A 21554-nucleotide genomic window follows, 5' to 3' on the forward strand; every position below is an offset into this window, starting at 1 on the left:
CGGGCAAGGGGTTCCGACGGGGTCGCCTGCACTGTGTCCTCCTGCGATGAGATCGTTAAAATGGCCGGTCCCGGCATTCGTCGGGGGGCTTCCCCGGATCTCGGCGGGGAAAGATTCCCGGCGATCCAATTATAAATCAGACCGCCGGGAAGGTGGAGAGGCAGATTGCCTCTACCGGGAGGTTTAGTGGCCTTCTACAGCCGCGCCGGCACCTTTGGGTACGCGGACGCTTTCGACCAGATCAACGATCTCCTGCGGGGGTGCTTTGGTCGCGTTCGACACAATGAAGGCCGTCGCGAAGTTCAGCATTGCACCGACAGCGCCGAACGAGGTCGACTTGATGGTGCCCAGCAGCGGATCAGCATCGCTGAAGCTGTTGGTGCCCGGGATGAAGAACCAGCCTTTGTGCAGGAAGATGTAGACCAGGGTGACACCCAGACCGACCAGCATACCTGCAACAGCACCGGTGTTGTTGATGCGCTTGCTGAAGATACCCATCATCAGAGCCGGGAAGATCGACGCAGCAGCCAGACCGAAGGCCAGAGCCACGGTTTGCGCCGCAAAGCCCGGCGGGTTCAGACCCAGATAGGTTGCCACACAGATCGCAACAGCCATCGCGATACGTGCCGACATCAGTTCGCCCGATTCCGACATGTTCGGGGTCAGCTGACCCTTCAGAAGGTCGTGCGAAACAGCGGACGAGATCGCCAGCAGCAGACCCGCAGCGGTCGACAGAGCCGCAGCGAGGCCACCAGCAGCCACCAGAGCAATCACCCAACCCGGCAGGTTGGCGATTTCCGGGTTAGCCAGAACCAGGATGTCGCGGTTGAATTTGGTCAGCTCGTTTTCCGAACCCCAACCAGCGGCTTCCATTTCAGCAACTTTGTCAGCGTTCTTGTCGTTGAAGTACGCAATTTTGCCGTCGCCGTTCTTGTCTTCCCAGTTCAGCAGACCGGTTTTCTGCCAAGTGGCCATCCACTCGTAGCGGCCTTCAGCTTCCATTGTCTCAACCGAAACCGGCTCGGACGAAGTGCCGTTCGGCCACATCATGTCCGAGATGTTCAGACGCGCCATTGCACCAACAGCCGGAGCAGTCAGGTACAGCAGTGCGATGAACACCAGGGTCCAACCCGCCGACCAACGTGCCGCAGCAACGGTAGGTACGGTGAAGAAGCGCATGATGACGTGGGGCAGACCCGCGGTACCGATCATCAGCGACAAGGTGAACAATACCATGTTCAGCGTGTCGGAATGGTGTGCGGTATACTCGTTGAAGCCTAGCTCAGCGACGATCTGGTCCAGTTTAACCAACAGAGACTCACCCGAAGCAACATGTTCACCGAACAGGCCCAGGGCCGGGATCGGGTTGCCGGTCAGCTGCAGCGAGATGAAGATCGCCGGGATGGTGTAGGCGATGATCAGCACGCAGTACTGAGCAACCTGGGTGTAGGTCACACCCTTCATGCCGCCAAACACAGCGTAGGCAAACACAACACAGGCGCCGATCAGCAGACCGGTTGTATTGTCAACTTCCAGGAAGCGGCCAAACGCAACGCCAACACCCGTCATCTGGCCGATCACGTAAGTGGTCGATGCCACGATCAGACAGATCACAGCGACCATACGCGCGGTAGGCGAGTAGAAGCGGTCGCCGATGAATTCCGAAACGGTGAACTTGCCGAACTTACGCAGGTAAGGTGCCAGCATCAGAGCCAGCAGAACGTAGCCGCCGGTCCAACCCATCAGGAAGGTCGAGTTGTCGTAGCCGGTGAAGGCGATCAGGCCGGCCATCGAGATGAACGAGGCTGCCGACATCCAGTCAGCACCGGTTGCCATACCGTTGACAACGGGGTGTACCCCGCGGCCCGCCGCATAGAATTCAGACGTCGAGCCAGCGCGGGCCCAAATTGCAATACCGATGTACAGCGCAAAGCTGGCACCGATAAAGATCCAGTTAAGTGTAAACTGATCCATTGTTCCTCAGTCCCTCTTATTCTTCTACGCCGTGTTCGGCATCGAGCTTGTTCATACGCCAGGCGTAGAAAAAGATGATCGCCAGAAACACCAGGATCGAACCCTGCTGCGCGAACCAGAAACCCAGATCAGAACCGCCAACGGCGATCCCCGAAAGCATCGGGCGCAGCAGGATGCCGAACCCGAATGACACGATGGCCCAGATCACCAAACATACCGACACCAGTCGGATGTTTGCTGACCAATAGGCAGTGTCATCACTTGAATTGTTAGCCATGTAGTAAGTCTCCCCTACTTATCTAAGGTTCACCCGGCCCCCTCCGGCACCGGATGATTACGGGTCTCAGCCCTTGCCCAAAGCTCTGGACATGGATTGAGAAACGTCAGTGATGTCGGCCATGGCGTCGACCGAAGCCAACTTTCCAGTGCCGTTGTAATAGTCGATCAAAGGTGCGGTCTCGGCGTGGTACGCCTTAAGGCGCTCGGCCACGGTTTCCGCGTTGTCATCAGCGCGGCGCTTGAACTCGGTGCTGCCGCAGCTGTCACAGACGCCTGCTTTGGCGGGCTGTTTGTAGGTGTCGTGATAGCCTTCGCCGCAGTTGCCGCAGGTGTAGCGGCCGGAAATGCGTTCGACCATCGCGTTGTCATCGACTTCCATCGAAATCACGCTGTCCAGGCTCATGCCTTTGTCTGCCAGCAGCTTGTCCAGCGCTCCGGCCTGCGCGACCGTGCGCGGGAAGCCGTCAAAAATAACGCCAGCCTTGGTGTCGGGTTCATCCAGACGGTCGTTCACGATCGCAATCACGATGTCATCCGAAACCAAACCACCGGATTCCATGACCGCCTTGGCGGCTTTGCCCGCGTCAGTGCCAGCAGCCACAGCGCCGCGCAGCAGATCGCCGGTCGACAGCTGAACCAGACCATGGTTGTCCATCAGGATACGTGCCTGAGTGCCCTTGCCCGCACCCGGAGGCCCAAGCAGGATAACATTGACTGTCTTTGTGGCGGTTTCGCTGGAACCCATAGTGTTACTTCCTTCCGATCCACACGCACCTGCGTGCAAAGTACAAATGTCTTCGTGGGGTGGGACGGCATCGGCCTGAAACGCGCGTGCACGGCCCCTCCTCCGCAATCACCTGACCGAACGCCTAGACCCCGCCAAACGGCGGGCGACGTCGCGGGGAGGCCCCGCAGCAGGTGATGTTGACGATCTCTCTCCTCCTCGAGCGTTCGGTCCTCCAAATCGGCGTAAAATCGCCGATACCGTCTGTTGCGCTCGAATGCACGTTAGCAAATGTGAGCAAACCGGGGAATTAGCTACTGATATAGCTCAGCTATTTTGTAAATTTTGTTACTGTTTGAATTGTAAAAATAGTGAACTTATTTACCGTTCGTGAAATTTTCGTTGATTTTCAACGCTCAAAAAAGGCGCACCTTAGAAATATCTTGGGCCAGATTGCCGCACCCGACGGCTGGTTGCGGCTGATTTGCCCCAGCCCTCCGGCGTATCGGGCTTGAAAAGATCACCTCGCCCCCCAATGACGAGTCAGCATCCCGGTGCTGCTGGCCTCCTGACCAGATCAATCGCGCAAACAGCGCATTGGCGATTCACCACGGCACGCACCGTGCGACACAGGCGCAAGGTCTCACTTCTGCCACAGTGGACTGGCAGCTTTGCGCCGAAATAGCTGAACCACGTTCCGAATGCCGTAGCGTCATCTTGGGCAAGCTGAAAAAATGGGCTATCACCAGACCCGGAGTGGTCACCCAATTTAGGGAGTAAAATAATGTCATTTACGTTTGGGTCTTATAGCGCTGCCAAGGCAGTACCCGCAGATACCGAGACAGACACCCCTTGGGGGCACCTTCTGACCAACGGCGCCTGCCCCTGCTGCGGGCTGGTCGAGGTCACGGGTCAAACAGTAGAGACCGATGTCGCAGCGCTGCTGGAAACCGCAGCCTCCACCGATTACACCGACGCCATTGATTGGGGCGGTGCCATGGTCGACACCGGCGTCTTTAACGAAGACGGCGACATGGTCATCGAATATTACTTTGCCCCGGGCGAAGGTCGTTTCCAGTTCGTCTTCCCGCGTCAGGAATGGACGGAATACGAAAAGCAACAGGCCGAACTGGCCTTTGACACGTTCGAAGCGATCATGAACGTCGAGTTTGTCGAGGTGCAAAACGAGGCAGACGCCGAGTTTGTCCTGAACAAGATCAACTCGTTTGGCACTTTCCTGGGCGTGATGACGCCTCCGGGCGAATTTGGCGAAGGTCAGGGCGGTTTTGCGGGCGACGGCACCGGCTGGGACACCACCGGCGGTTTGGAACAAGGCGGCTTTGGTTTCATCACCCTGATCCACGAGCTGGGTCACGGACTGGGTCTTGCCCACCCGCATGACAATGGCGGCGGCTCTCCGGTTTTGCCGGGCGTTTCTAACAGCGGCGACACCGGCTTTCTGGACCTGAACCAGGGCGTCTACACGATGATGTCCTATATTGATGGCTGGGCTACCCACCCGGACGGGCAGCTGAGCCCGGCGCAGACCGTGAACTATGGCTATCAGGGCACGCCGATGGCCGTGGATGTCGCGGCGTTGCAGGAAAAGTACGGCGCCAACATGGACTATGCTACGGGCAATGATGTCTACATCCTGCCCGACAGCAATGAAGCCGGCACTTTCTGGGTCTGCATCTGGGATGCGGGCGGCATCGACGAAATTCGCCATGATGGCACAGACGCTGCCGTGATCGACCTGCGGGCGGCCACGCTTGAGCTGGAAGAAGGCGGCGGCGGCTGGATTTCGTGGGTCGACGAAGTCTATGGCGGCTTTACCATCGCAAATGGCGTGGTGATCGAAAACGCCACCGGTGGCTCGGGCAATGATGCCCTGATCGGCAACTCCGCGGACAACGTCCTGACGGGCAACGGCGGGGATGACACGTTCATCTTTACCGAGGATGGCGGCGGTTATGACACGCTGGCTGATTTCGAAGACGGCGATCTGGTCGATCTGTCCGATCTGGGCTTCCTGAACGTGATCCGCAACTTCGAGATCACCGACACGGTCGAAGGTCTGGAACTGGATCTGTTCGACGGCCAGCAAGTGATCCTGTTTGCCGGTTACGATCAGGGCGACCTTGGGTTCTCGGACTTCGTCTTCATCTAAACCCTACAGCTTTCTGGAAACGCCCGTGCCACCCGCGCGGGCGTTTTGCGTTCAGACACCCAGATGGCGTTTCAGCAGCGCCGGATCAGCGCGCAAGGCCTGCGCAGGCACGGTTTCACGTATCTGACCGTTCTCCAGAAACACCACATGATCAGCGACCGACAGTACCGCGTCGACACGTTGCTCGACCAACAAAACGGCCACGCCCTGCGCCCGCATCTTGACGATCACATCCCGGATCAACGCAATCATCGAGGGCTGCAGGCCCTCGGTCGGTTCATCCAGCAACATGACCCGCGGCTTCAGGCACAGGGCCCGCGCCGTCGCCAGCATCTGTTGTTCGCCACCAGACAGCGTTTCAGCCCGCTGGGTCAGACGTTCGCGCAGCCGAGGAAACAGCTGTAGAACCTCTTCGCGGGTTTGCGCCCCCTGCCCGCGGGCACGCAGGCCAATCTCTAGATTCTGCGCGACGGTCAGCTCACCAAACAGCCGCCGCCCTTGCGGCACATAACCGACGCCGTGGCGAGGCACTTGATGGGCGGGCAAGGCTGATAGGCCTGCGCCCTCCAGCAACACCTGCCCGGCCATCGGACGCACCAAGCCCATGATGGTTTTCATAGTTGTGGTCTTACCCGCGCCGTTTCGCCCCAGCAGACAAACGATCTCTCCGGCGCCGACCTGAAAGGATACGTCACGCAAAATCTGCGCCCGGCCGTATCCGGCATTTACCCCTCGCAGCTCAAGCATGGCCCGTCCCCAAATAGGCGGCCTGCACCTGCGCATCGGCGCGAATATCATCCGGCGAGCCTTCGGCCAGAACCTCGCCAAAATTCAACACGGTGATCTGATCGGCCACTTCCATCACGACATTCATGTTGTGCTCAATCAGCAAGATCGTGGTCTCAAGGCTTAAATCACGGATCAGGGATTTGAACGCATCAATCTCGGCATCTGACAATCCCTGCGTTGGTTCGTCCAAAATCAGCAATCGCGGGGCCTGTACGATCCCCATCGCCACTTCCAACAGACGCTGATGACCATAGCTGAGGTCACTGGCCAATTGCTTGCCCATCCCGGCCAACCCAACCCGCACCAAGGCCGCATCTACCTGCGCCTGCACAGCGTCCGGGTTGTGGCCCAGTCGTCGGCGCGCCGCCAAGGCAACGTTTTCTGCCACGGGCAGATCGCCAAAGACCGAAGTAATCTGAAACGTATAGGCCATGCCCAACGCCACGCGTTTATGGGCGGGTAGTTTGGTGATGTCCTGCCCGTCAAAGAACACTTGGCCTTCCGACGGGGCCAGCCGCCCGATCAACAAGGACACCAGCGTGGTTTTGCCTGCGCCATTGGGGCCGATCAACGCGCGGATCTGACCTGCGGGAAGATCGAAATCGACCTCATGCACCGCGCGCAACCCGGCAAAAGAGCGCCCCAGATTGCGCGTGGACAACAGCACCGTCATGGCAGCCACCCCCAGACGCGCTTGCGCAACTCGCCCACAAGCCCGGCGCGGGCGAACAGGGTCAACAGCACCAGCGCGACCCCTGCCACCAGCATATAGGCGTTGGTCAAACCGCTGCTCAGATCAATCAGGTAGAACATGAACAGCGTACCGATGAAGGGGCCAATCACCGTGCCCGCGCCCCCCAATAGCACCCAGAGCAGCGGAAAGATCGAATATTGCACATGGGCGAAACTGGCGCCCACATAGCCAAACAAAAGCCCATAGCCCGCCCCGGCCAGCGCCGACAAAGCGCCCGACAACACCACCGCGCCCAGCTTGTGGGCAAAGACGTTATAGCCCAGCAATTGCGCGCGTTCTTCGTTCTCGCGGATTGCGATCAGTACCTTGCCCGCGGGCCGTCGCATCAGCCAAAGCACACTCAGCATCGCAACCGAGAACATCGCCAAAGCCGCCATATAGCGCGCCTGATCGGTGCTTAGATCAACGCCCCATATCACCCGCTGCGCCTGTTGGATCACGAAACCTTCGTCGCCGCGCGTGTATTCCCCGAACAACAGGATCGTCAGGTACACGGCCTGAGAAAACATCAAGGTCACGATCATGAAGGCCACGCCGATGGTGCGCAGGGCCAAAAGCCCCACCACCACAGCCAGCGCCACCCCGGCCAAGACACCCATGGCCAGTGCGGGCGCTGGTGTCAGGCCCAGAAACTTGATCGACAGCCCCATGCCATACATGCCCGCAGCAAAGAACATCGCATGGCCAAGGCTCAGCAGGCCCGTATAGCCAAACAACACGTTATAACCGACCGCATAGACCGCCAGCACCATTACCCGCGCCAGATTGCCGTGGTGATAAGCCGGCAGGATGAACCCCAGTGCGAACAACAAGGCGATCAGGCCTAGATGTAAGGTGAGGCTCTTGGTGGTGATGCTCATTTGGCGCGCGTCCCAAACAGGCCCTGCGGGCGGAACACCAGCACCATGGCCACCACAAGAGTCGCGATGATCTTGGCCAACGTGGGCGAGAAGAAGACCGAAATGATCCCGTCACTCATCCCGATCAATAGCGCGGCGATCAGTGTGCCCGACAGGCTGCCAAGCCCGCCGATGATCACCACGATGAAAGACAGCAGCAAAGCGTCGCCCCCCATCAGGTAATGCGCTTGCTGGATCGGTACGATCAACACGCCCGACAGCGCCGCCAAAGCCGCGCCTAGGCCAAAGACCAGCGCATAGACCCGCTCTATCGGGATGCCAAAGGCCTGCGCCATCTCGCCATCCATCTGCGTGGCGCGCATGATCAGCCCCAGCCGGGTGCGGCGCAGCAAGACCCAGATGCCCAGCAGCACGGCCAGCGCCGCGCCAATGACGAACAGCTTGTAGCTGGTGATCGACAGCCCCCATGGCCAATAAAGCGCAAAGCCGTTTTCGCCCCATTCAAACCACGGCAGCGCCAGCCGGTGGTTGAAGGGCGGCTGCACCGGCCGCGCATCGGGGCCGTATCCCATGAGGGTCAACTGTTGCAGGATATAGAGGATGCCGATGGTGGCCACGATGGTGCGCTCGGGGTCGTAATCAATGCGCTTAAGCACCGTGACATCTGCCAAAGCAGCCATCAGCCCCACCAACAACGGCGCGCACAGAATGGCCGCCGCAAAGCTGACGACCGGCCCCGCGCCCAACATATCGGACACGACCCAGGCCAGCACCGCGCCCAACATGTAAAATTCGCCATGGGCGACGTTGACCACGCGCATGACGCCAAAGACAAGGCTCAGCCCAACCGCCGTCAACGCCAGCACCGCCGCCGTCACCGCGCCTTCCAGCGTGGCGAGCATCAGGTAAGGGCCAAAATCCATTGGCGTGGCAACCGCTTAGAATGCCATCTTGGTATAGTCGACTTCGTCCGGGTAGAACGTATCTTCCAGTGAAGCCGTATGAACAAGCTCTAGCTTACTGTTCACCACCTTGGAAATGTACTGCGGTCCGAACACCTGATGGGTCTTGCCGTTGAACACTTTGGCGCCCTGCGGCGTTTCCGGGCCAAACGGCAGGATCGACATGGCCTCGGTGGCCTCGACCAGCGCCTGACGGTCCTGCGGGCCACTGTAATCGCAAGCCTCCATCGCGTTCTTGATCACGAACATGGTTTCCCAGCAGCCAAACATATGGGCAAAGGTCGACACATCTTTGGGATCGCTGACCGACGCGCCATTTTCATCCACCCCGACCGCATCGCGATAGGCGGTGACAAAATCAGGCTGATCAGCGCGGGCGTAACGCGGCATGCCTTCCCAGAAATAGGTGCCTTCCAGAAACTCAAGACCCGGCGTGGCCAGATCGACGGCCTCAAGGCTGTCGATAAAACCAAAGATTTCAGGGCGCGAGGGGCCGAAAAACTCGCCCATTTCCTTGACGAAGGTCAGCACACCGGGGCCAACCATGACGTGATAGATCAGCTCGGTCTCACGCGGGATTTTGGGGAAGTATTTGGTAAAGCTGGTTTCGGTTGGCGGGATCGCAAGCTTGGCGACCACCTCGCCGCCTTGGGCTTCGATCGCGGCGGTAAAGAAATCGCGGTGATCATGGCCGAACGCATAGTCGGGGAAGATCATCGTGACCTTCTTGCCCAGATTGTCCCCCACAAACGGCGCCATTGCCAGCACCTGGCTTTTCACATCGGTGATGCCCGGCTGCAGCGTCCAGCGGTTCAACACGCCCGAGGCCACGTGATGCCCCTCAGACACAACAAAATAGGGCAGTTTCAGCTCGCCCGCGCGGGGGGCAGAGCCCATCACCACATGGCTGAACAAGGTGCCGAACCCGACATCGACCTTGTGCTGATTGGCAAATTTTTCAACCACCTCAGCGCCGCGTTTGGGGTCGGTGCCGTCATCCTCGATTACCAGTTCCACGGGGCGGCCGTTGATCCCCCCCATATCGTTGATCACCTTGGCCGCTGCAGCAGTGGTGCGGTCATACCAACGCCCATAGGACGCGCCAATCCCTGTGGCGTGTTTCTGAAAGCCAATGCGAATAGGGGCCGAGGTTTGCGCAGTTGCAAACCGGGTCAACAAGGGGCTGGCAGCCGCAGCACCGCCAAGCGCCATGGTTTTCAGTGCCGTTCGGCGCGACAGGTTAGGTTGGGCCATCTTATCAAGTTCTCCCTTTGGGGACGCGACCGGACAGACGCATCCATCTGCAATCAAACAAGAATAGTATCCGCACCCCGCCGGGCGCGCGCCTGAATCTAAGTTAACTCTAAACAGCCCGGGGCGAAGCAAGCAACCATAACCCGAACAGCGTGTAGCAGATCATGAACAGCGCCAAGGGCCATTGCGCCCGCACCGCAGCGGCCTGTCCGCCAAACACCCGCACCGCCTGCACATGGGAAATCACGATGGCCACAGCGTGGCCCAGAACCACCGCGCCAGCCTGCGTCAACCAAATTGCCTGCACCGTAGCATGCGTGTTCAAAAAGCCCGTGGTGACATAGAACTGCCCCAGCCCCAACAGGTCGGACCCGCGGCCCAACGGATCGCTGGCAGTTTTGATAGCGTACTGAATTTCCACAAGAAAACTGGGCAGGTAGTGGCTGAAATGATAGGCGAGCGCAATCGGCATCAACGCAAGCGCCTGCGTGCAAAACGCCTGTGAAAACCGTCGGGGCTGGCGCGCCAAAACGGCCCCAAACCAGACCATCACGGCAAAAACAGGCACCAAAAGCAGCGCCCCAATCATCCCCAATGCATTGGCCCCCACCATGGCCGATCGCCCCGGGTATTCCAGTGGGTTCACCCCCACAAGGCCCATCCACCAAAAGGTCTCGTTCAGCCCGTCAAAGCTGCCCAAGGCCAGAATAGCGACCACAAAGATCGCCAGTGAAGCCGGCGGTATGGCCTGTTGCAATATCCGCCACCCGGGCAGGCCGATGCTCCATGCGCCACGGTACCTCCCGGGCACCGCCATCAAAGCATAGGCACGCAACAAAACGCTCAGCCCCTCGACACGCCGCAGCCATCGCGGCCCAAAGATGATCATGCCCAGCATGTGAACGCCCCAGTAAAGCGCAACCAGCGGTGCGAGTATGTCTGGTTCAGAGGGGGCCGGATGCACTAGCAACACGGCAGCAAAGGCGCCAAAGCTGATCAATGCGCCCCCGTACCCAAGGCTGGACGGATAGGTGAAAAAACGCCGCCATCCCAGTTTTCGCAGCAGCGTGTATAGGCCAATCCAGGGGTTCAAAACCCGCCACAGATCGCCAATAAACCCTTGTATAACAACAAGTAAAACCCAAAATAGCGTCCAGACACCAAGCGACAAGGGGTTGCGCATAGGATCATGCGCGCCCAGCCAACCGGCCGTGATCAGGAACGCCAAAACAGCCAGGCTCCCAAGACTTATTCCCCAGCAACTGCGACGGGTCCGGGTAGGGAAAATCCGATACGGCTGAAACCGCTTGCGCCCCCATGTGTCGGGCATCAGCGAGACCAGAACCACGGTCAGAATTACACTGATCAACCCGCCCAGAATGTAATGCCCGGTTGGCAGCAACAGGACGATCCCGCCCTCTGTTGCGTGGGCCAAGGCAAGGTCGGCGCTGCTCAGCACAGCAAGTCCAGATATGATCAGCGAATTTCGCATCCGCTTCATAGTTTCCGATTTGCACCAGCAAGAAAACATGAAATCGGTCAGCCAAGCGCTTTTGCGTGTTGATAAATCTTGGCTCGGCGGGCATGCACATTGGCGCAGATAAGGATGATGAAATGACGAATTTTGCCCTGACCGTGAAATGCCCCGCCACCCGTGGGATCGTGGCCTCTATTGCCCAGTTTCTGGCAGGCCAAGGCTGCAACATCACCGACTCGGCGCAGTATGACGACCCCGAAACCGACAACTTTTTCATGCGCGTCACCTTTCGTTCCGAGGAAGGCGCGGATCAGGGAAGCCTGACGCAAGCCTTTGATGATACTGCTAAAAACTTCGGTATGGAGTTCCAGTTTCACGACGCTTCGCAAAAGATGAAAGTCGTCATCATGGTGTCGCGGTTTGGCCATTGCCTGAACGACCTTCTGTATCGCTCGCGTATTGGCGCGCTGCCGATTGAGGTGGTCGGGGTGATCTCGAACCATCTTGATTACCAAAAGCTGGTCGTGAACCGCGATATTCCATTTTACTATGTCAAAGTCACCAAGGCCAACAAAGCCGAGGCCGAGGCGCGGCAGATGGAGATCATCGAGGAAACCGGGGCCGAGCTGGTGGTGCTGGCGCGCTATATGCAGGTGCTGTCGGATGAGATGTGCAAGAAAATGTCGGGCAAAATCATCAACATACACCATTCCTTCCTGCCCAGTTTCAAAGGCGCGAACCCGTATAAACAGGCCTATGAGCGTGGCGTAAAACTGATCGGCGCAACCTCGCATTACGTCACCGCAGACCTGGATGAAGGGCCGATTATCGAACAGGATATCGTGCGCGTAACCCATGCCCAATCGGCGGCGGATTACGTGTCCTTGGGCCGTGATGTAGAGGCCCAGGTGCTGGCCCGCGCGGTGCATGCACATATCCATAACCGGGTGTTCATCAACGGCAACAAGACGGTGGTCTTCCCGGCCTCGCCCGGGTCGTTTGCATCCGAACGGATGGGCTGATCCGCGCGAAGGTTTAAGCTTTTCTTGCAAGTCTTTAACGATTTTGGACCCCAAGGTTTAAACCTTTAAAGGGGTCAAAATGATTGCGCGCATCCAAGTGACAGACGTCAGGCCGCGGCTGACCGAGCTGCTGGACCGGGTCGAGAACGGGTCCGAAAAACTGCTGCTGACGCGCTATGGCAAACCGGTGGCGGCGTTGGTGTCGATGGCGGATTTTGACCGGGTGTGGGAGGCCGAGGAGGAAGAGCTTTACGGCCCACGCGACCCGGAAACCGGCCGCCGCCCGGGGCCGCTGCTGCGGATCAGTTCGGCGCTTGAAGGGCGCGGGTGGAACTGGTGGCGGCGTTGACAGGGGGGCGTTGCGGGCGGAGGATAAACCATTCCTTCATCCATTGCGTGAGTCGCCCATGACCTATTCCCTCTTCCCCAGCATCTCTTTCAACGCGCCGCTGTCGGGCGACGTCAGCCAGAACATCGAACCGCGGGTGTTTTCGCCCGACATCGCGGGCGACCATGTGCTGGAACATCGCATTCACCGCAACGTTGCCAGCTATGGCAAACAGCTGGGCAAGATCATGGAGGCGCTGGAGGTGCTGGCGGACAAGGCCGGGGTCGAGCTGACCGAGATCAGCGAGATGATCGAGAAGGTCGAGGCCGAGAAAGAGAGCCGCCGCGAGACGCTGCGCCGCGAAGCCGAAGAGGCCCTGGCGCGGTTGAAAGAGAGCGATGCGGGGGCGTGGAAGACGGTGGTGACGCGGCAGACCAAGGATGAAGCTTGATTTAGATCGCTGAGGGCAGCGCCCAGCCCGGGGTGGGTGCGAAGCGCCCGCCCATGGGGGTGAGGCCCGCCTTGGAATTGATCCGGGGGATCAATTCAGGGCCGAATGGACGTAGCCCTATGGCGCTGCCCAGTCTATCGTTCAGCTAGAAGGCTTAGCTTTCAGGTTTCTTTGGCTTGGGCTTGGGCTTTGGTTTTGGCTTGGGTTTAGTCTTGCGTGATGAAAGACCATCTTCGTACTTCAGAAAGCTGCGTGTAGGGGGTGGCGCGGGTTTTTTTGCCATTTCGTCACCTGCAAAGGACAATTTAAATGAACGATAATCAAAAGAGGATTGTGGTGGAAGCTCTAAGACATAGTGAGGTTCACCTAACTGAACTATCGAGTATCGCGTCAGCTGCCGATCAGAGAGCAATCGGGTTCGCCGGATTTTCCGGGGTGGTCGCAACCGCGCTGCTTGGATTCGCAGAGTTAACACCGTTCCCCGCAATAAGCATCTTAGGATCCTTTGGCTTGATCTTGGGATCAATTATGGCCGCACAAAGCACGAGTCCTAGATCCTTTCACATACCCGGCCACCGCTGGGAATGTTGGAAGGAACATGTCGCAGACAATGACGACTACTACAGTGTTTTAATAAGCCAAGCAGAAGAGAATGACATTCGGATAACAGACAACTTCGCTTCTCTGGATGAGAGCGCTTCCCAGTTTCGAAATGCGATGTCTGTAGTGGTGTTCACTTTTTTGATGACCATTCTGATTCAGGCTATTGGTATGTTAGGCACAACAACTGATCAGGAAACCGAGCAATCAGGGGAAAGCGCACGGCCCGCATTGTCACACGTTTCCAATCTCTAGCTTTGAACGTGAGATCAATCATCCATCTTCAGAGCGTTAATAAACGCCTGCTGCGGGATCTCGACCTTCCCGAACTGACGCATCTTCTTCTTACCCGCTTTCTGCTTTTCCAGCAGTTTTTTCTTACGGGTCGCGTCGCCGCCATAGCATTTGGCCGTCACGTCTTTGCGCAGGGCCGAGAGCGTCTCGCGCGCGATGACTTTGCCGCCAATCGCCGCCTGGATCGGGATTTTGAACATGTGGCGCGGGATCAGGTCTTTTAACTTTTCGCACATTGCTCGGCCGCGCATCTCAGCCCGGTCGCGGTGGACCATGGTCGACAGCGCGTCGACAGGTTCGTCGTTTACCAGCACGGACATCTTGACCAAATTGTCCTCGCGATAGCCGGTCATCTGGTAGTCAAACGACGCGTAGCCCTTGGTGACTGACTTCAGGCGATCGTAAAAATCGAACACAACCTCGTTGAGGGGCAGGTCATAGACCGCCATGGCGCGGGTGCCGGCGTAGGTCAGGTCTTCCTGGATGCCGCGGCGGTCCTGGCACAGTTTCAGCACGTCGCCAAGGTATTCATCGGGCACAAGGATGGTGGCTTTGATGCGCGGCTCTTCCATGTGGTCGATGGTCGAGGGGTCGGGCATGTCGGCGGGGTTGTGCAGCTCGATCATTGAACCGTCTTTCATGAAGACGTGGTAGATGACCGAGGGCGCGGTGGTGATCAGGTCGATGTCATATTCGCGCTCGATGCGGTCGCGGATGACCTCGAGGTGCAGGAGGCCCAGGAAGCCGCAGCGGAAGCCAAAGCCAAGGGCGGCCGAGGTTTCCATCTCAAAGCTGAAGCTCGCGTCATTGAGGGCCAGTTTCTCGATGCTGTCGCGCAGGTCTTCGAACTGGGCGCTGTCGACGGGGAAGAGGCCGCAGAAGACCACGGGTTGGGCGGGTTTAAAGCCGTCCAGCGCGTCTTCGGTGCCTTTTTTCTCGTGGGTGATGGTGTCGCCGACGCGGGTGTCGCGCACCTGTTTGATCGAGGCGGTGAGGAAGCCGATCTCACCGGGACCAAGTTCACCGATATCTTCCATCTTGGGGCGGAAGACGCCAAGGCGGTCGACGGGGTATTTGCCGCCGGTGCCCAGCATTTTGATGCGGTCGCCCTTTTTGATCACGCCGTCGATGACGCGGATGATGACGACCACGCCCAGATAGGCGTCGTAATAGCTGTCGACCAGCATCGCCTTGAGGGGCGCGTCGCGGTCACCTTCGGGGGCAGGGAGGCGTTCAACGATGGCCTCCAGCACGTCGGGGATGCCGATGCCGGTTTTGGCGCTGATCTGCAGTGCGTCGGTGGCGTCAATGCCGATGACGTCTTCGATCTGTTCGGCCACGCGGTCGCAATCGGCGGCGGGCAGGTCGACCTTGTTGAGGACCGGGACGATTTCATGGTCGGCATCAATGGCCTGATAGACGTTGGCCAGCGTCTGGGCCTCAACGCCCTGAGACGCGTCCACGACCAGCAGAGAACCTTCGACGGCCTGCATCGAACGGGAGACCTCGTAGGCGAAATCGACGTGACCGGGGGTGTCGATGAGGTTCAGCACATAGGTGTCGCCGTCGTTGGCCGGGTATTCAATGCGGACGGTGTTGGCCTTGATGGTGATGCCGCGTTCGCGCTCGATATCCATGCTGTCGAGCAGCTGCTCTTGCATGTCGCGTTCCTTCACCGTGCCTGTCTGTTGGATCAGACGGTCAGCCAGCGTTGATTTGCCGTGGTCGATATGGGCCACGATGGAGAAATTGCGGATTTTCGATAGCTCGGTCATGGCGTGGATATGCGTTGGTTTTGCGGTGCGGTCAATGGGGCAAGGCGTTTGCACAGACGGATAGGGCAGCGCCCGAGCCTGGGTGGGTGCGAAGCGCCCTCCTATGGGGAGGGTCCCTCTCGGCGATTGAGCCAATCGCCTGTCGGCAACGGGGCACTGCCCGGTCCATCGACCGGGCGTTGCATCTGCTGAGTGAATGAGGAATGCTGTGACTATTGCGAACGAGGGTTTGATGCCGGTATTGAATGACGTCGAAGAACTTACGGAATGGCTAGAAGACAAACCTCACACATTACAGCGTGTTTTGGCCGCGAGAGGCGCCCTTCGTGTAGCGCCAAGCATTGCGACGGCATTGGCTCTGTCAAATGAGGATCTCAAACACCGTCAGTTTGCTCTAACTCTCTTTCGGGCGTTACTAACAATCTGCGTCACATCAACCGTGAAAAATAAAGAGCTTGAACACTCTGCCAACTCCATCCTCAAAACAGCAAGCGCCTACCGACAGGCCTTCCACAAGACTTCCGAGACCTTGTCTTCATATGAAGATGGGCGACCGGTCCTTTCAGCGCTCGCAACTGCGATGCGAAAGACCTCAGCGAAAACCGGGCTCAACACACTTCAAGCCGAACACAGAACTGACAAAGCCGCCAGTTCTATTCTTGCTGCGACGCAAACAATCGCTTCTTCGACAAAGGTTAGCGTGACTGAATCCACGTTGGTTACTATACGTTTGTCGACGTTGCAGACAGATGATGCCGACAAGATTATCGTTTGGGAGGCAGTTTCACAGGATACAACCTATGACGGATTGATCGACGCGCCTCACCAATTGTTCAAGAACCCACTCTGGCCAAACATCCCTGCCAAACAGTTAAGCGACGAAAAAGCTGCCTTTGAGTACAATTCGTCGAGACAGCAAAAATGGGGATTTTGGGTGCGCTGGTACGATGCCATGTGGCATGGAGAGCCAATGGATTGGGCTTTGCAAGAGGCGGTTGCCCTATTGCCCAACGTGGATTGGCAGGCCGGGCCCGAGCGGATTGCCGAGCGGATCAAGGAGATTGAGGCGCGGTTTGCGTTGAAGGCTCGGATTGCCGAGCTGGAGGCTAGCTTGGCGCAGACCCGTGCGGGGCGGTTCGGGATTGGGGGGAATAGTCCTCCGCCAGAAGGGCAGTTGGACGAGGCGGATTTGACGCCATTGGTACGGCCTTTACAGGTATTGAAGGCAGAGACTGAGGCAGAGACTCCTTCTAAGTCGCGCATTCAGCAGGCGATTGATGGTCTCAGAGCAACTTTGAAGTGGATCGGCGGGCACATCGACGCAGGCATCGGGGCTGGTATGAAAACCGCTGGCGCAGCGGTGGGCACCACCTTCGTGGCAAAGCTAGCGGGCTACGGTGACGAAATCGCGCGCGTACTTGCGGCAGCGGAAGCTTGGTTGAAAGCTCTGTTTTAGATAACTGAGGGCAGCGCCCGGACCGGGGTGGGTGTGAAGCACCCGCCCGTGGGGCGGGGCGGGTGCTGCCCGGACTATCGTCCGGGCGAAACATTGTTTTGTGATCGGTTGTGTTCAGGCCACCAGATGTGGCGAATTGAATTTTAACCGGTTTTGCGGCATGCTGCGTGCATGAGTTCTCTTCGCCGGGGACGTGACATCAAGAATGCGGCCCGGCCAGAATCGAGGCAGATACAATGAAAAAATACGCAATGATTTCGCTGATCGCGCTGATGGTGGCTCCGGCTGCGCAGGCGGGGACGATTGAGCGCGCCTGTCTGAAGGCTGACCGTAAGGCCGCCAGCCGCAGCCTGTGTGGCTGCATTCAGGATGCCGCTGATCTGACGCTAAGCAAGGGCGATCAGAAGATGGCGGCGTCGTTCTTTTCGGACCCGCACCGGGCGCAGGAAATCCGGCAATCGGATCGCTCCAGCCATGAAACCTTCTGGAAGCGCTATAAGCAGTTTGGTCAGACCGCGCAGGTCTATTGCGATTGATCAGCTGAGCCGGGCGATCAGGCCCCTGCTGGCCTCTTCGATCAGATCAAGCACAAGGTCAAACCCGCCCTCGTAATAGGGGTCGGGGACTTCGGTGCGATCTGTATCGGCATAGGTCAGGAACAGCGCGGTTTCGGTCATGTTGCCCGTGGGGCGCATGCGTTCAAGCGCGGTCATGTTGGAATGGTCCATGGCGATGATCAGATCGAAGCGGCCGAAGTCTTGGGTTTGCACCTGTTGGGCGCGCAGCGCGCTGAGGTCATAGCCGCGCACGGCGGCCTCTTGTAGCGCGCGCGCATCGGGCGGGTCACCCACATGCCAGCCCCCCGTGCCCGCGCTTTCAACATAGACATCCAGCCCCGCCTGCTTTGCGAGCGTCGCAAAAACCCCATGCGCCGTAGGGGATCGGCAGATATTTCCAAGACAGACAAACAGAATGGAAGTAGTCATTTGCGCCCTCCGTCTTGAAAAAGATGGCACGATTGCAGAGGGTTGTCCAACACAGCTGTGCGGCAGGCCAAAGGAAGCGCGTCATGGACAAGATTGTTATACTGACCGGGGCGGGTGTTTCTGCCGAAAGCGGGCTGGGCACATTTCGTGATGCGGGCGGGGTGTGGACGCAATACGACCTTGAGGAGGTCGCCACGCCCGAGGGCTTTGCGAAGAACCCCGGGCTGGTGCATGATTTCTATAACGCGCGGCGCGAAAATTGCAAAAACAAGGCACCCAATGCCGCTCATGACGCTTTGGCGCGACTGGAGCGCGAGTTCACCGGCGACCTGATGTTGGTGACGCAGAACGTGGATGATCTGCATGAGCGTGCCGGTTGCCAGAACGTGGTACACATGCACGGAGAACTGATGCGGGCGCGCTGTGCGCTGTGTGATCACCGCTATGACGCGCCCTTGGTGATGGGGGTTGCAGACCCCTGCCCCGCCTGCGAGCGCGGCCCGACCCGGCCCGATATCGTTTGGTTTGGCGAAATGCCGTTTTTCATGGATGACATCTATGTCGCGCTAAGTGCGGCGGATCTGTTTGTGTCGATCGGCACCTCGGGCAGTGTCTATCCGGCCGCTGGCTTCGTTCAGATCGCCGATGCGGCGGGGGCGGATACGCTGGAGTTGAACCTGGAGCCTTCGCTTGGGATCAGCGATTTCGCGCAGGCCCGCCAGGGGCCAGCCACGCAGATCGTGCCCGAGTGGGTCGCCGAAATTCTGGGGTAGGCCTTGCCGCCTGCGGTGTGCGCTTTAAGTGCCGGTCATGAAACGTGTTTTACTGATCCTGCCGCACCAGCTTTTTGTTCACCACCCCGGCCTAAGCTTTCACCCCGACGAGATCCTCCTGTTCGAGGATCCCTTGTTTTTTGGTGATACGGTGTATCCGGCCGCGTTTCACAAGCAAAAGCTGTGGCTGCATATGGCGAGCATGGCGCAGTATCGGGCCTTGCTGGAAAAACAAGGGCATCGGGTGCGCACCCTTGCCTATGACGCCCACGCAAACGACCTTCAGGCCGGCCTGGACCAGGCGCAAGAGGTGTTGTTGGCGGATCCGGTCGATTTCATTGCTTTGAAGCGGATACGAAAAGCCGCAAAGGGACGGTTAAAGCTGCTGTCCACACCGGGGTTTGTGAACAGCGACGCAGAAAATCAGCAGCAAACGCAAGGGCGCTGGTTTATGGCAGATTACTACAAACGTCAGCGCCGTCGTCTGAACATTTTGATGGAGGGGGATGCGCCCAAGGGCGGCAAGTGGAGTTTCGACGAAGACAATCGAAAGAAAGTGCCAAAGGCACTTTTGAACGCCATCCCGTCCCTGCCCCAACCCGCCTATGACGATACGGATATGGCGGCAAAGCGGCGTGTTATTTCGGATTTCCCCCAAGCACCGGGCAGGTTAAACAGCCTGTACCTGCCCACCACCCATTCTGCGGCTGAAAGCTGGTTGCGCGATTTCCTGCGCCAGCGGCTGCCCCGTTTTGGGGACTACGAAGATGCCATCGTCGCGGGTGAAAACACGTTGTGGCATTCAGTGTTGACCCCGATGTTGAACATCGGTCTGCTGACGCCAGCACAGGTGATCGAAGAGACACTTGAGCATGCAGAGCGCTTTGACGTACCCCTTAACGCGCTGGAAGGTTTCATACGCCAGATCATTGGATGGCGCGAATTCATGCGCGCCAGTTACACCGAACTGGGCGTTAAGATGCGGACATCGAACCATTGGAACCACACCCGCCCGATGCCACACGCGTTTTACGATGCCACCACCGGTTTGCCCCCGGTGGACGATGCAATCGGCCGCGTTCTTGAAACCGGATATTGCCACCACATTGAGCGCCTGATGGTGTTGGGCGGCATCATGTTCCTGTGCGAGATTTCGCCAGATGCGATCTATCGCTGGTTTATGGAACTGTTTGTCGACAGTTATGATTGGGTCATGGTGCCCAATGTTTACGCCATGAGCCAACATGCCGACGGTGGCTTGATCACAACGAAGCCGTATTTTTCCGGGTCGAACTATATTCGCAAAATGAGCCATTACCCCAAGGGCGATTGGGCGGAAATTTGGGATGGGTTGTACTGGCGCTTCATCCTAAAGCATTGCGATGTTTTACAGCGCAACCCCAGATGGGCAATGATGTGCCGCATGGCGCAGAAAATGGATTCGGATGTTCAGGCGCATCATATCAGCACTGCGGAAGAATTTTTGGCAAAACTCAGCCCGTAGACGCGCCCTCCACCAAAGCGAAAGCCGGGGAAAACATCGGCTTTCGCCCCGGGGCATGGGAAATGTGCCCTTTGACCACCGCGACAGGGACGCAGGTTGCGGTGGCCGGGCGGCAGGCGGGAGGGCCGCCGCCCGATTTCGGCTTAGTTGTTTTGCATCATGCCGCCTTGATGCATTTTGCCATGCTGCATGTTGCCGTGGTTCATCTTGCCGTGCATCGGTTTACGTTCCAGATCGACGGGGATTTCCACGGTCATCTCGCCTGCTTTTTCAAAGGTCAGGGTGACGGTGACCATATCGCCGTGCTCCAGCGGGCGGGTCAGGCCAAGGAACATCACGTGGTCGCCGCCGCGGGCCAGTGCATGCATGCCACCGGCGGGCACCGGGAAGCCCTCTTTGACCTCAAGCATCTGCATGACGCCTTGCTCGTTTTCCTTGTGGGTGTGCAGTTCGACCTTTTTGGCAACGTCCGAGGCGGCGGCGATCAGGCGGTCGTCCTGAGCACCGGCGTTTTTCAGCACCATGAAGGCGGCGCCCGATTTCGACATCATGGCCGAGGCGCGGGCATAGGGGTCTTCGATGGTGATGTCACCGGCGAAGGCGGGCAGCGCAAAGGCGAGAGCGGCAGCGGCCGCGAGGATCGGTTTGGTAAAGGACATCTGTCCCTCCTGTCAGTCTGTGTATTGGTCAGGTGTGGGGTGTCAGGCCACAGCGGGCGGACCACGCGCCGTTGCACGCAGGCGCGCGGCCTGAGCAAGCGCAACCGCGCGTTTAACAGACAGGACTTCGCCATTTGCGATGCGCCGCAGGGGCAGCACCGGCACAGGCGCGTCGACAGAAACAAAGGAGGCCACCCCATCGGGGCAGATATGGGCCGGGCCGGTCGGGTTGCCGTTGGCATCGACCTGCACGACATGCGTGCCAAAGCCCGAACAGATCACCATCTCGCCCACCGCAGGCGCTTGCCCGCGCGCTGTTGCCAGTACAACCGAGGCATATCCCAGCAGCAATACCAGTGCAAAGCAGGTGAAGGGGCGCAGATAGGAGTTCATATGCGGCGATATATATGTATTCGCAGGGGGCTTAAAGCCCCAATGCAAACGGCCCCGCCAATTGGCAGGG

General features: G+C 58.5%; 22 protein-coding genes. 9 read left to right on the plus strand and 13 right to left on the minus strand.

The window, feature by feature from the left end:
- Nucleotides 1-183: 183 nt before the first annotated feature.
- The 3 genes from ATO10_RS14440 to ATO10_RS14450 all read right to left on the minus strand — a co-directional run bounded on the left by ATO10_RS14440 (nucleotide 184) and on the right by ATO10_RS14450 (nucleotide 2998).
- Nucleotides 184-1974 (minus strand): sodium:solute symporter family protein, encoded by a 1791-nt coding sequence (locus ATO10_RS14440; protein WP_035252900.1) that lies wholly within the window; start codon nucleotides 1972-1974, stop codon nucleotides 184-186.
- A gap of 16 nt (nucleotides 1975-1990) precedes the next feature.
- Complete coding sequence (locus tag ATO10_RS14445; protein ID WP_035252902.1) at nucleotides 1991-2251, minus strand: DUF4212 domain-containing protein; 261 nt, start codon at nucleotides 2249-2251, stop codon at nucleotides 1991-1993.
- 66 nt (nucleotides 2252-2317) lie between these two features.
- Nucleotides 2318-2998: an adenylate kinase gene (locus tag ATO10_RS14450; RefSeq protein ID WP_035252905.1), complete on the minus strand. Its 681-nt coding sequence runs from the start codon at nucleotides 2996-2998 to the stop codon at nucleotides 2318-2320.
- 763 nt (nucleotides 2999-3761) lie between these two features.
- Here ATO10_RS14450 and ATO10_RS16085 point away from each other — a divergent pair.
- Complete coding sequence (locus ATO10_RS16085; protein WP_051598172.1) at nucleotides 3762-5147, plus strand: M10 family metallopeptidase; 1386 nt, start codon at nucleotides 3762-3764, stop codon at nucleotides 5145-5147.
- Nucleotides 5148-5198: 51 nt separating this feature from the next.
- Here the strand turns inward: ATO10_RS16085 and ATO10_RS14460 are convergent, their stop codons facing one another.
- The 6 genes from ATO10_RS14460 to ATO10_RS14485 all read right to left on the minus strand — a co-directional run bounded on the left by ATO10_RS14460 (nucleotide 5199) and on the right by ATO10_RS14485 (nucleotide 11225).
- Nucleotides 5199-5894, minus strand: a complete 696-nt coding sequence (locus tag ATO10_RS14460) for an ABC transporter ATP-binding protein (protein ID WP_035252907.1) — start codon at nucleotides 5892-5894, stop codon at nucleotides 5199-5201.
- Nucleotides 5887-6609: an ABC transporter ATP-binding protein gene (locus ATO10_RS14465; RefSeq protein WP_202898669.1), complete on the minus strand. Its 723-nt coding sequence runs from the start codon at nucleotides 6607-6609 to the stop codon at nucleotides 5887-5889. Before ATO10_RS14465 ends, ATO10_RS14460 begins: the two co-directional genes overlap by 8 nt.
- Nucleotides 6606-7550 carry a branched-chain amino acid ABC transporter permease gene (locus tag ATO10_RS14470; protein WP_035252909.1) on the minus strand — a complete coding sequence of 315 codons (945 nt, stop codon included), beginning with the start codon at nucleotides 7548-7550 and terminating at the stop codon, nucleotides 6606-6608. The genes ATO10_RS14465 and ATO10_RS14470 overlap by 4 nt, the downstream gene beginning before the upstream one ends.
- Nucleotides 7547-8473, minus strand: coding sequence for a branched-chain amino acid ABC transporter permease (locus ATO10_RS14475; RefSeq protein WP_035252911.1), 927 nt, complete (start codon nucleotides 8471-8473; stop codon nucleotides 7547-7549). The genes ATO10_RS14470 and ATO10_RS14475 overlap by 4 nt, the downstream gene beginning before the upstream one ends.
- A 15-nt stretch (nucleotides 8474-8488) precedes the next feature.
- On the minus strand, nucleotides 8489-9766 hold the full coding sequence (locus tag ATO10_RS14480) for an ABC transporter substrate-binding protein (RefSeq protein WP_035252913.1): 1278 nt from the start codon (nucleotides 9764-9766) through the stop codon (nucleotides 8489-8491).
- A gap of 109 nt (nucleotides 9767-9875) precedes the next feature.
- Nucleotides 9876-11225: a hypothetical protein gene (locus ATO10_RS14485; RefSeq protein ID WP_238323515.1), complete on the minus strand. Its 1350-nt coding sequence runs from the start codon at nucleotides 11223-11225 to the stop codon at nucleotides 9876-9878.
- 155 nt (nucleotides 11226-11380) lie between these two features.
- Here ATO10_RS14485 and purU point away from each other — a divergent pair, with 155 nt between their 5' ends.
- The 4 genes from purU to ATO10_RS14505 all read left to right on the plus strand — a co-directional run bounded on the left by purU (nucleotide 11381) and on the right by ATO10_RS14505 (nucleotide 13899).
- On the plus strand, nucleotides 11381-12265 hold the full coding sequence (purU, locus tag ATO10_RS14490) for a formyltetrahydrofolate deformylase (protein ID WP_035252979.1): 885 nt from the start codon (nucleotides 11381-11383) through the stop codon (nucleotides 12263-12265).
- A gap of 79 nt (nucleotides 12266-12344) precedes the next feature.
- Nucleotides 12345-12614 carry a type II toxin-antitoxin system Phd/YefM family antitoxin gene (locus ATO10_RS14495; protein WP_035252918.1) on the plus strand — a complete coding sequence of 90 codons (270 nt, stop codon included), beginning with the start codon at nucleotides 12345-12347 and terminating at the stop codon, nucleotides 12612-12614.
- 58 nt (nucleotides 12615-12672) lie between these two features.
- Entirely contained in the window at nucleotides 12673-13044 is a 372-nt protein-coding gene (locus ATO10_RS16090) for a hypothetical protein (protein WP_051598173.1), read from the plus strand.
- A 309-nt stretch (nucleotides 13045-13353) separates the two neighbouring features.
- Nucleotides 13354-13899 carry a hypothetical protein gene (locus ATO10_RS14505; protein WP_035252919.1) on the plus strand — a complete coding sequence of 182 codons (546 nt, stop codon included), beginning with the start codon at nucleotides 13354-13356 and terminating at the stop codon, nucleotides 13897-13899.
- 14 nt (nucleotides 13900-13913) lie between these two features.
- Here ATO10_RS14505 and lepA read toward each other — a convergent pair whose 3' ends face one another.
- Nucleotides 13914-15713: a translation elongation factor 4 gene (gene lepA, locus ATO10_RS14510; protein WP_035252921.1), complete on the minus strand. Its 1800-nt coding sequence runs from the start codon at nucleotides 15711-15713 to the stop codon at nucleotides 13914-13916.
- Between the two features lie 208 nt (nucleotides 15714-15921).
- Between lepA and ATO10_RS14515 the strand changes: the two genes are divergently transcribed.
- Nucleotides 15922-17169 (plus strand): hypothetical protein, encoded by a 1248-nt coding sequence (locus tag ATO10_RS14515; protein WP_035252922.1) that lies wholly within the window; start codon nucleotides 15922-15924, stop codon nucleotides 17167-17169.
- 236 nt (nucleotides 17170-17405) lie between these two features.
- On the plus strand, nucleotides 17406-17705 hold the full coding sequence (locus ATO10_RS14520; RefSeq protein ID WP_035252924.1) for a hypothetical protein: 300 nt from the start codon (nucleotides 17406-17408) through the stop codon (nucleotides 17703-17705).
- Here the strand turns inward: ATO10_RS14520 and ATO10_RS14525 are convergent, their stop codons facing one another.
- The gene (locus ATO10_RS14525; protein WP_035252927.1) at nucleotides 17706-18155 is read right to left on the minus strand and encodes a low molecular weight protein-tyrosine-phosphatase; all 450 of its coding nucleotides are present in this window, start codon (nucleotides 18153-18155) and stop codon (nucleotides 17706-17708) included.
- An 83-nt stretch (nucleotides 18156-18238) separates the two neighbouring features.
- On the opposite strand from ATO10_RS14525, the gene ATO10_RS14530 reads away from it, so the two are divergent.
- Both ATO10_RS14530 and ATO10_RS14535 read left to right on the plus strand, forming a co-directional pair.
- A complete protein-coding gene (locus ATO10_RS14530; protein ID WP_035252929.1) occupies nucleotides 18239-18928 on the plus strand; it encodes an NAD-dependent deacylase in 690 nt (229 codons plus the stop codon).
- 37 nt (nucleotides 18929-18965) lie between these two features.
- On the plus strand, nucleotides 18966-20432 hold the full coding sequence (locus ATO10_RS14535) for a cryptochrome/photolyase family protein (RefSeq protein WP_035252931.1): 1467 nt from the start codon (nucleotides 18966-18968) through the stop codon (nucleotides 20430-20432).
- 143 nt (nucleotides 20433-20575) lie between these two features.
- Here the strand turns inward: ATO10_RS14535 and ATO10_RS14540 are convergent, their stop codons facing one another.
- Nucleotides 20576-21091 carry a copper chaperone PCu(A)C gene (locus ATO10_RS14540; protein WP_035252935.1) on the minus strand — a complete coding sequence of 172 codons (516 nt, stop codon included), beginning with the start codon at nucleotides 21089-21091 and terminating at the stop codon, nucleotides 20576-20578.
- A gap of 42 nt (nucleotides 21092-21133) precedes the next feature.
- Nucleotides 21134-21484: a hypothetical protein gene (locus tag ATO10_RS14545; protein WP_051598174.1), complete on the minus strand. Its 351-nt coding sequence runs from the start codon at nucleotides 21482-21484 to the stop codon at nucleotides 21134-21136.
- Nucleotides 21485-21554: the final 70 nt, after the last annotated feature.

Origin of the sequence: Actibacterium atlanticum, assembly GCF_000671395.1 — a bacterium.
In the GTDB taxonomy this organism is placed as follows: domain Bacteria; phylum Pseudomonadota; class Alphaproteobacteria; order Rhodobacterales; family Rhodobacteraceae; genus Actibacterium_D; species Actibacterium_D atlanticum.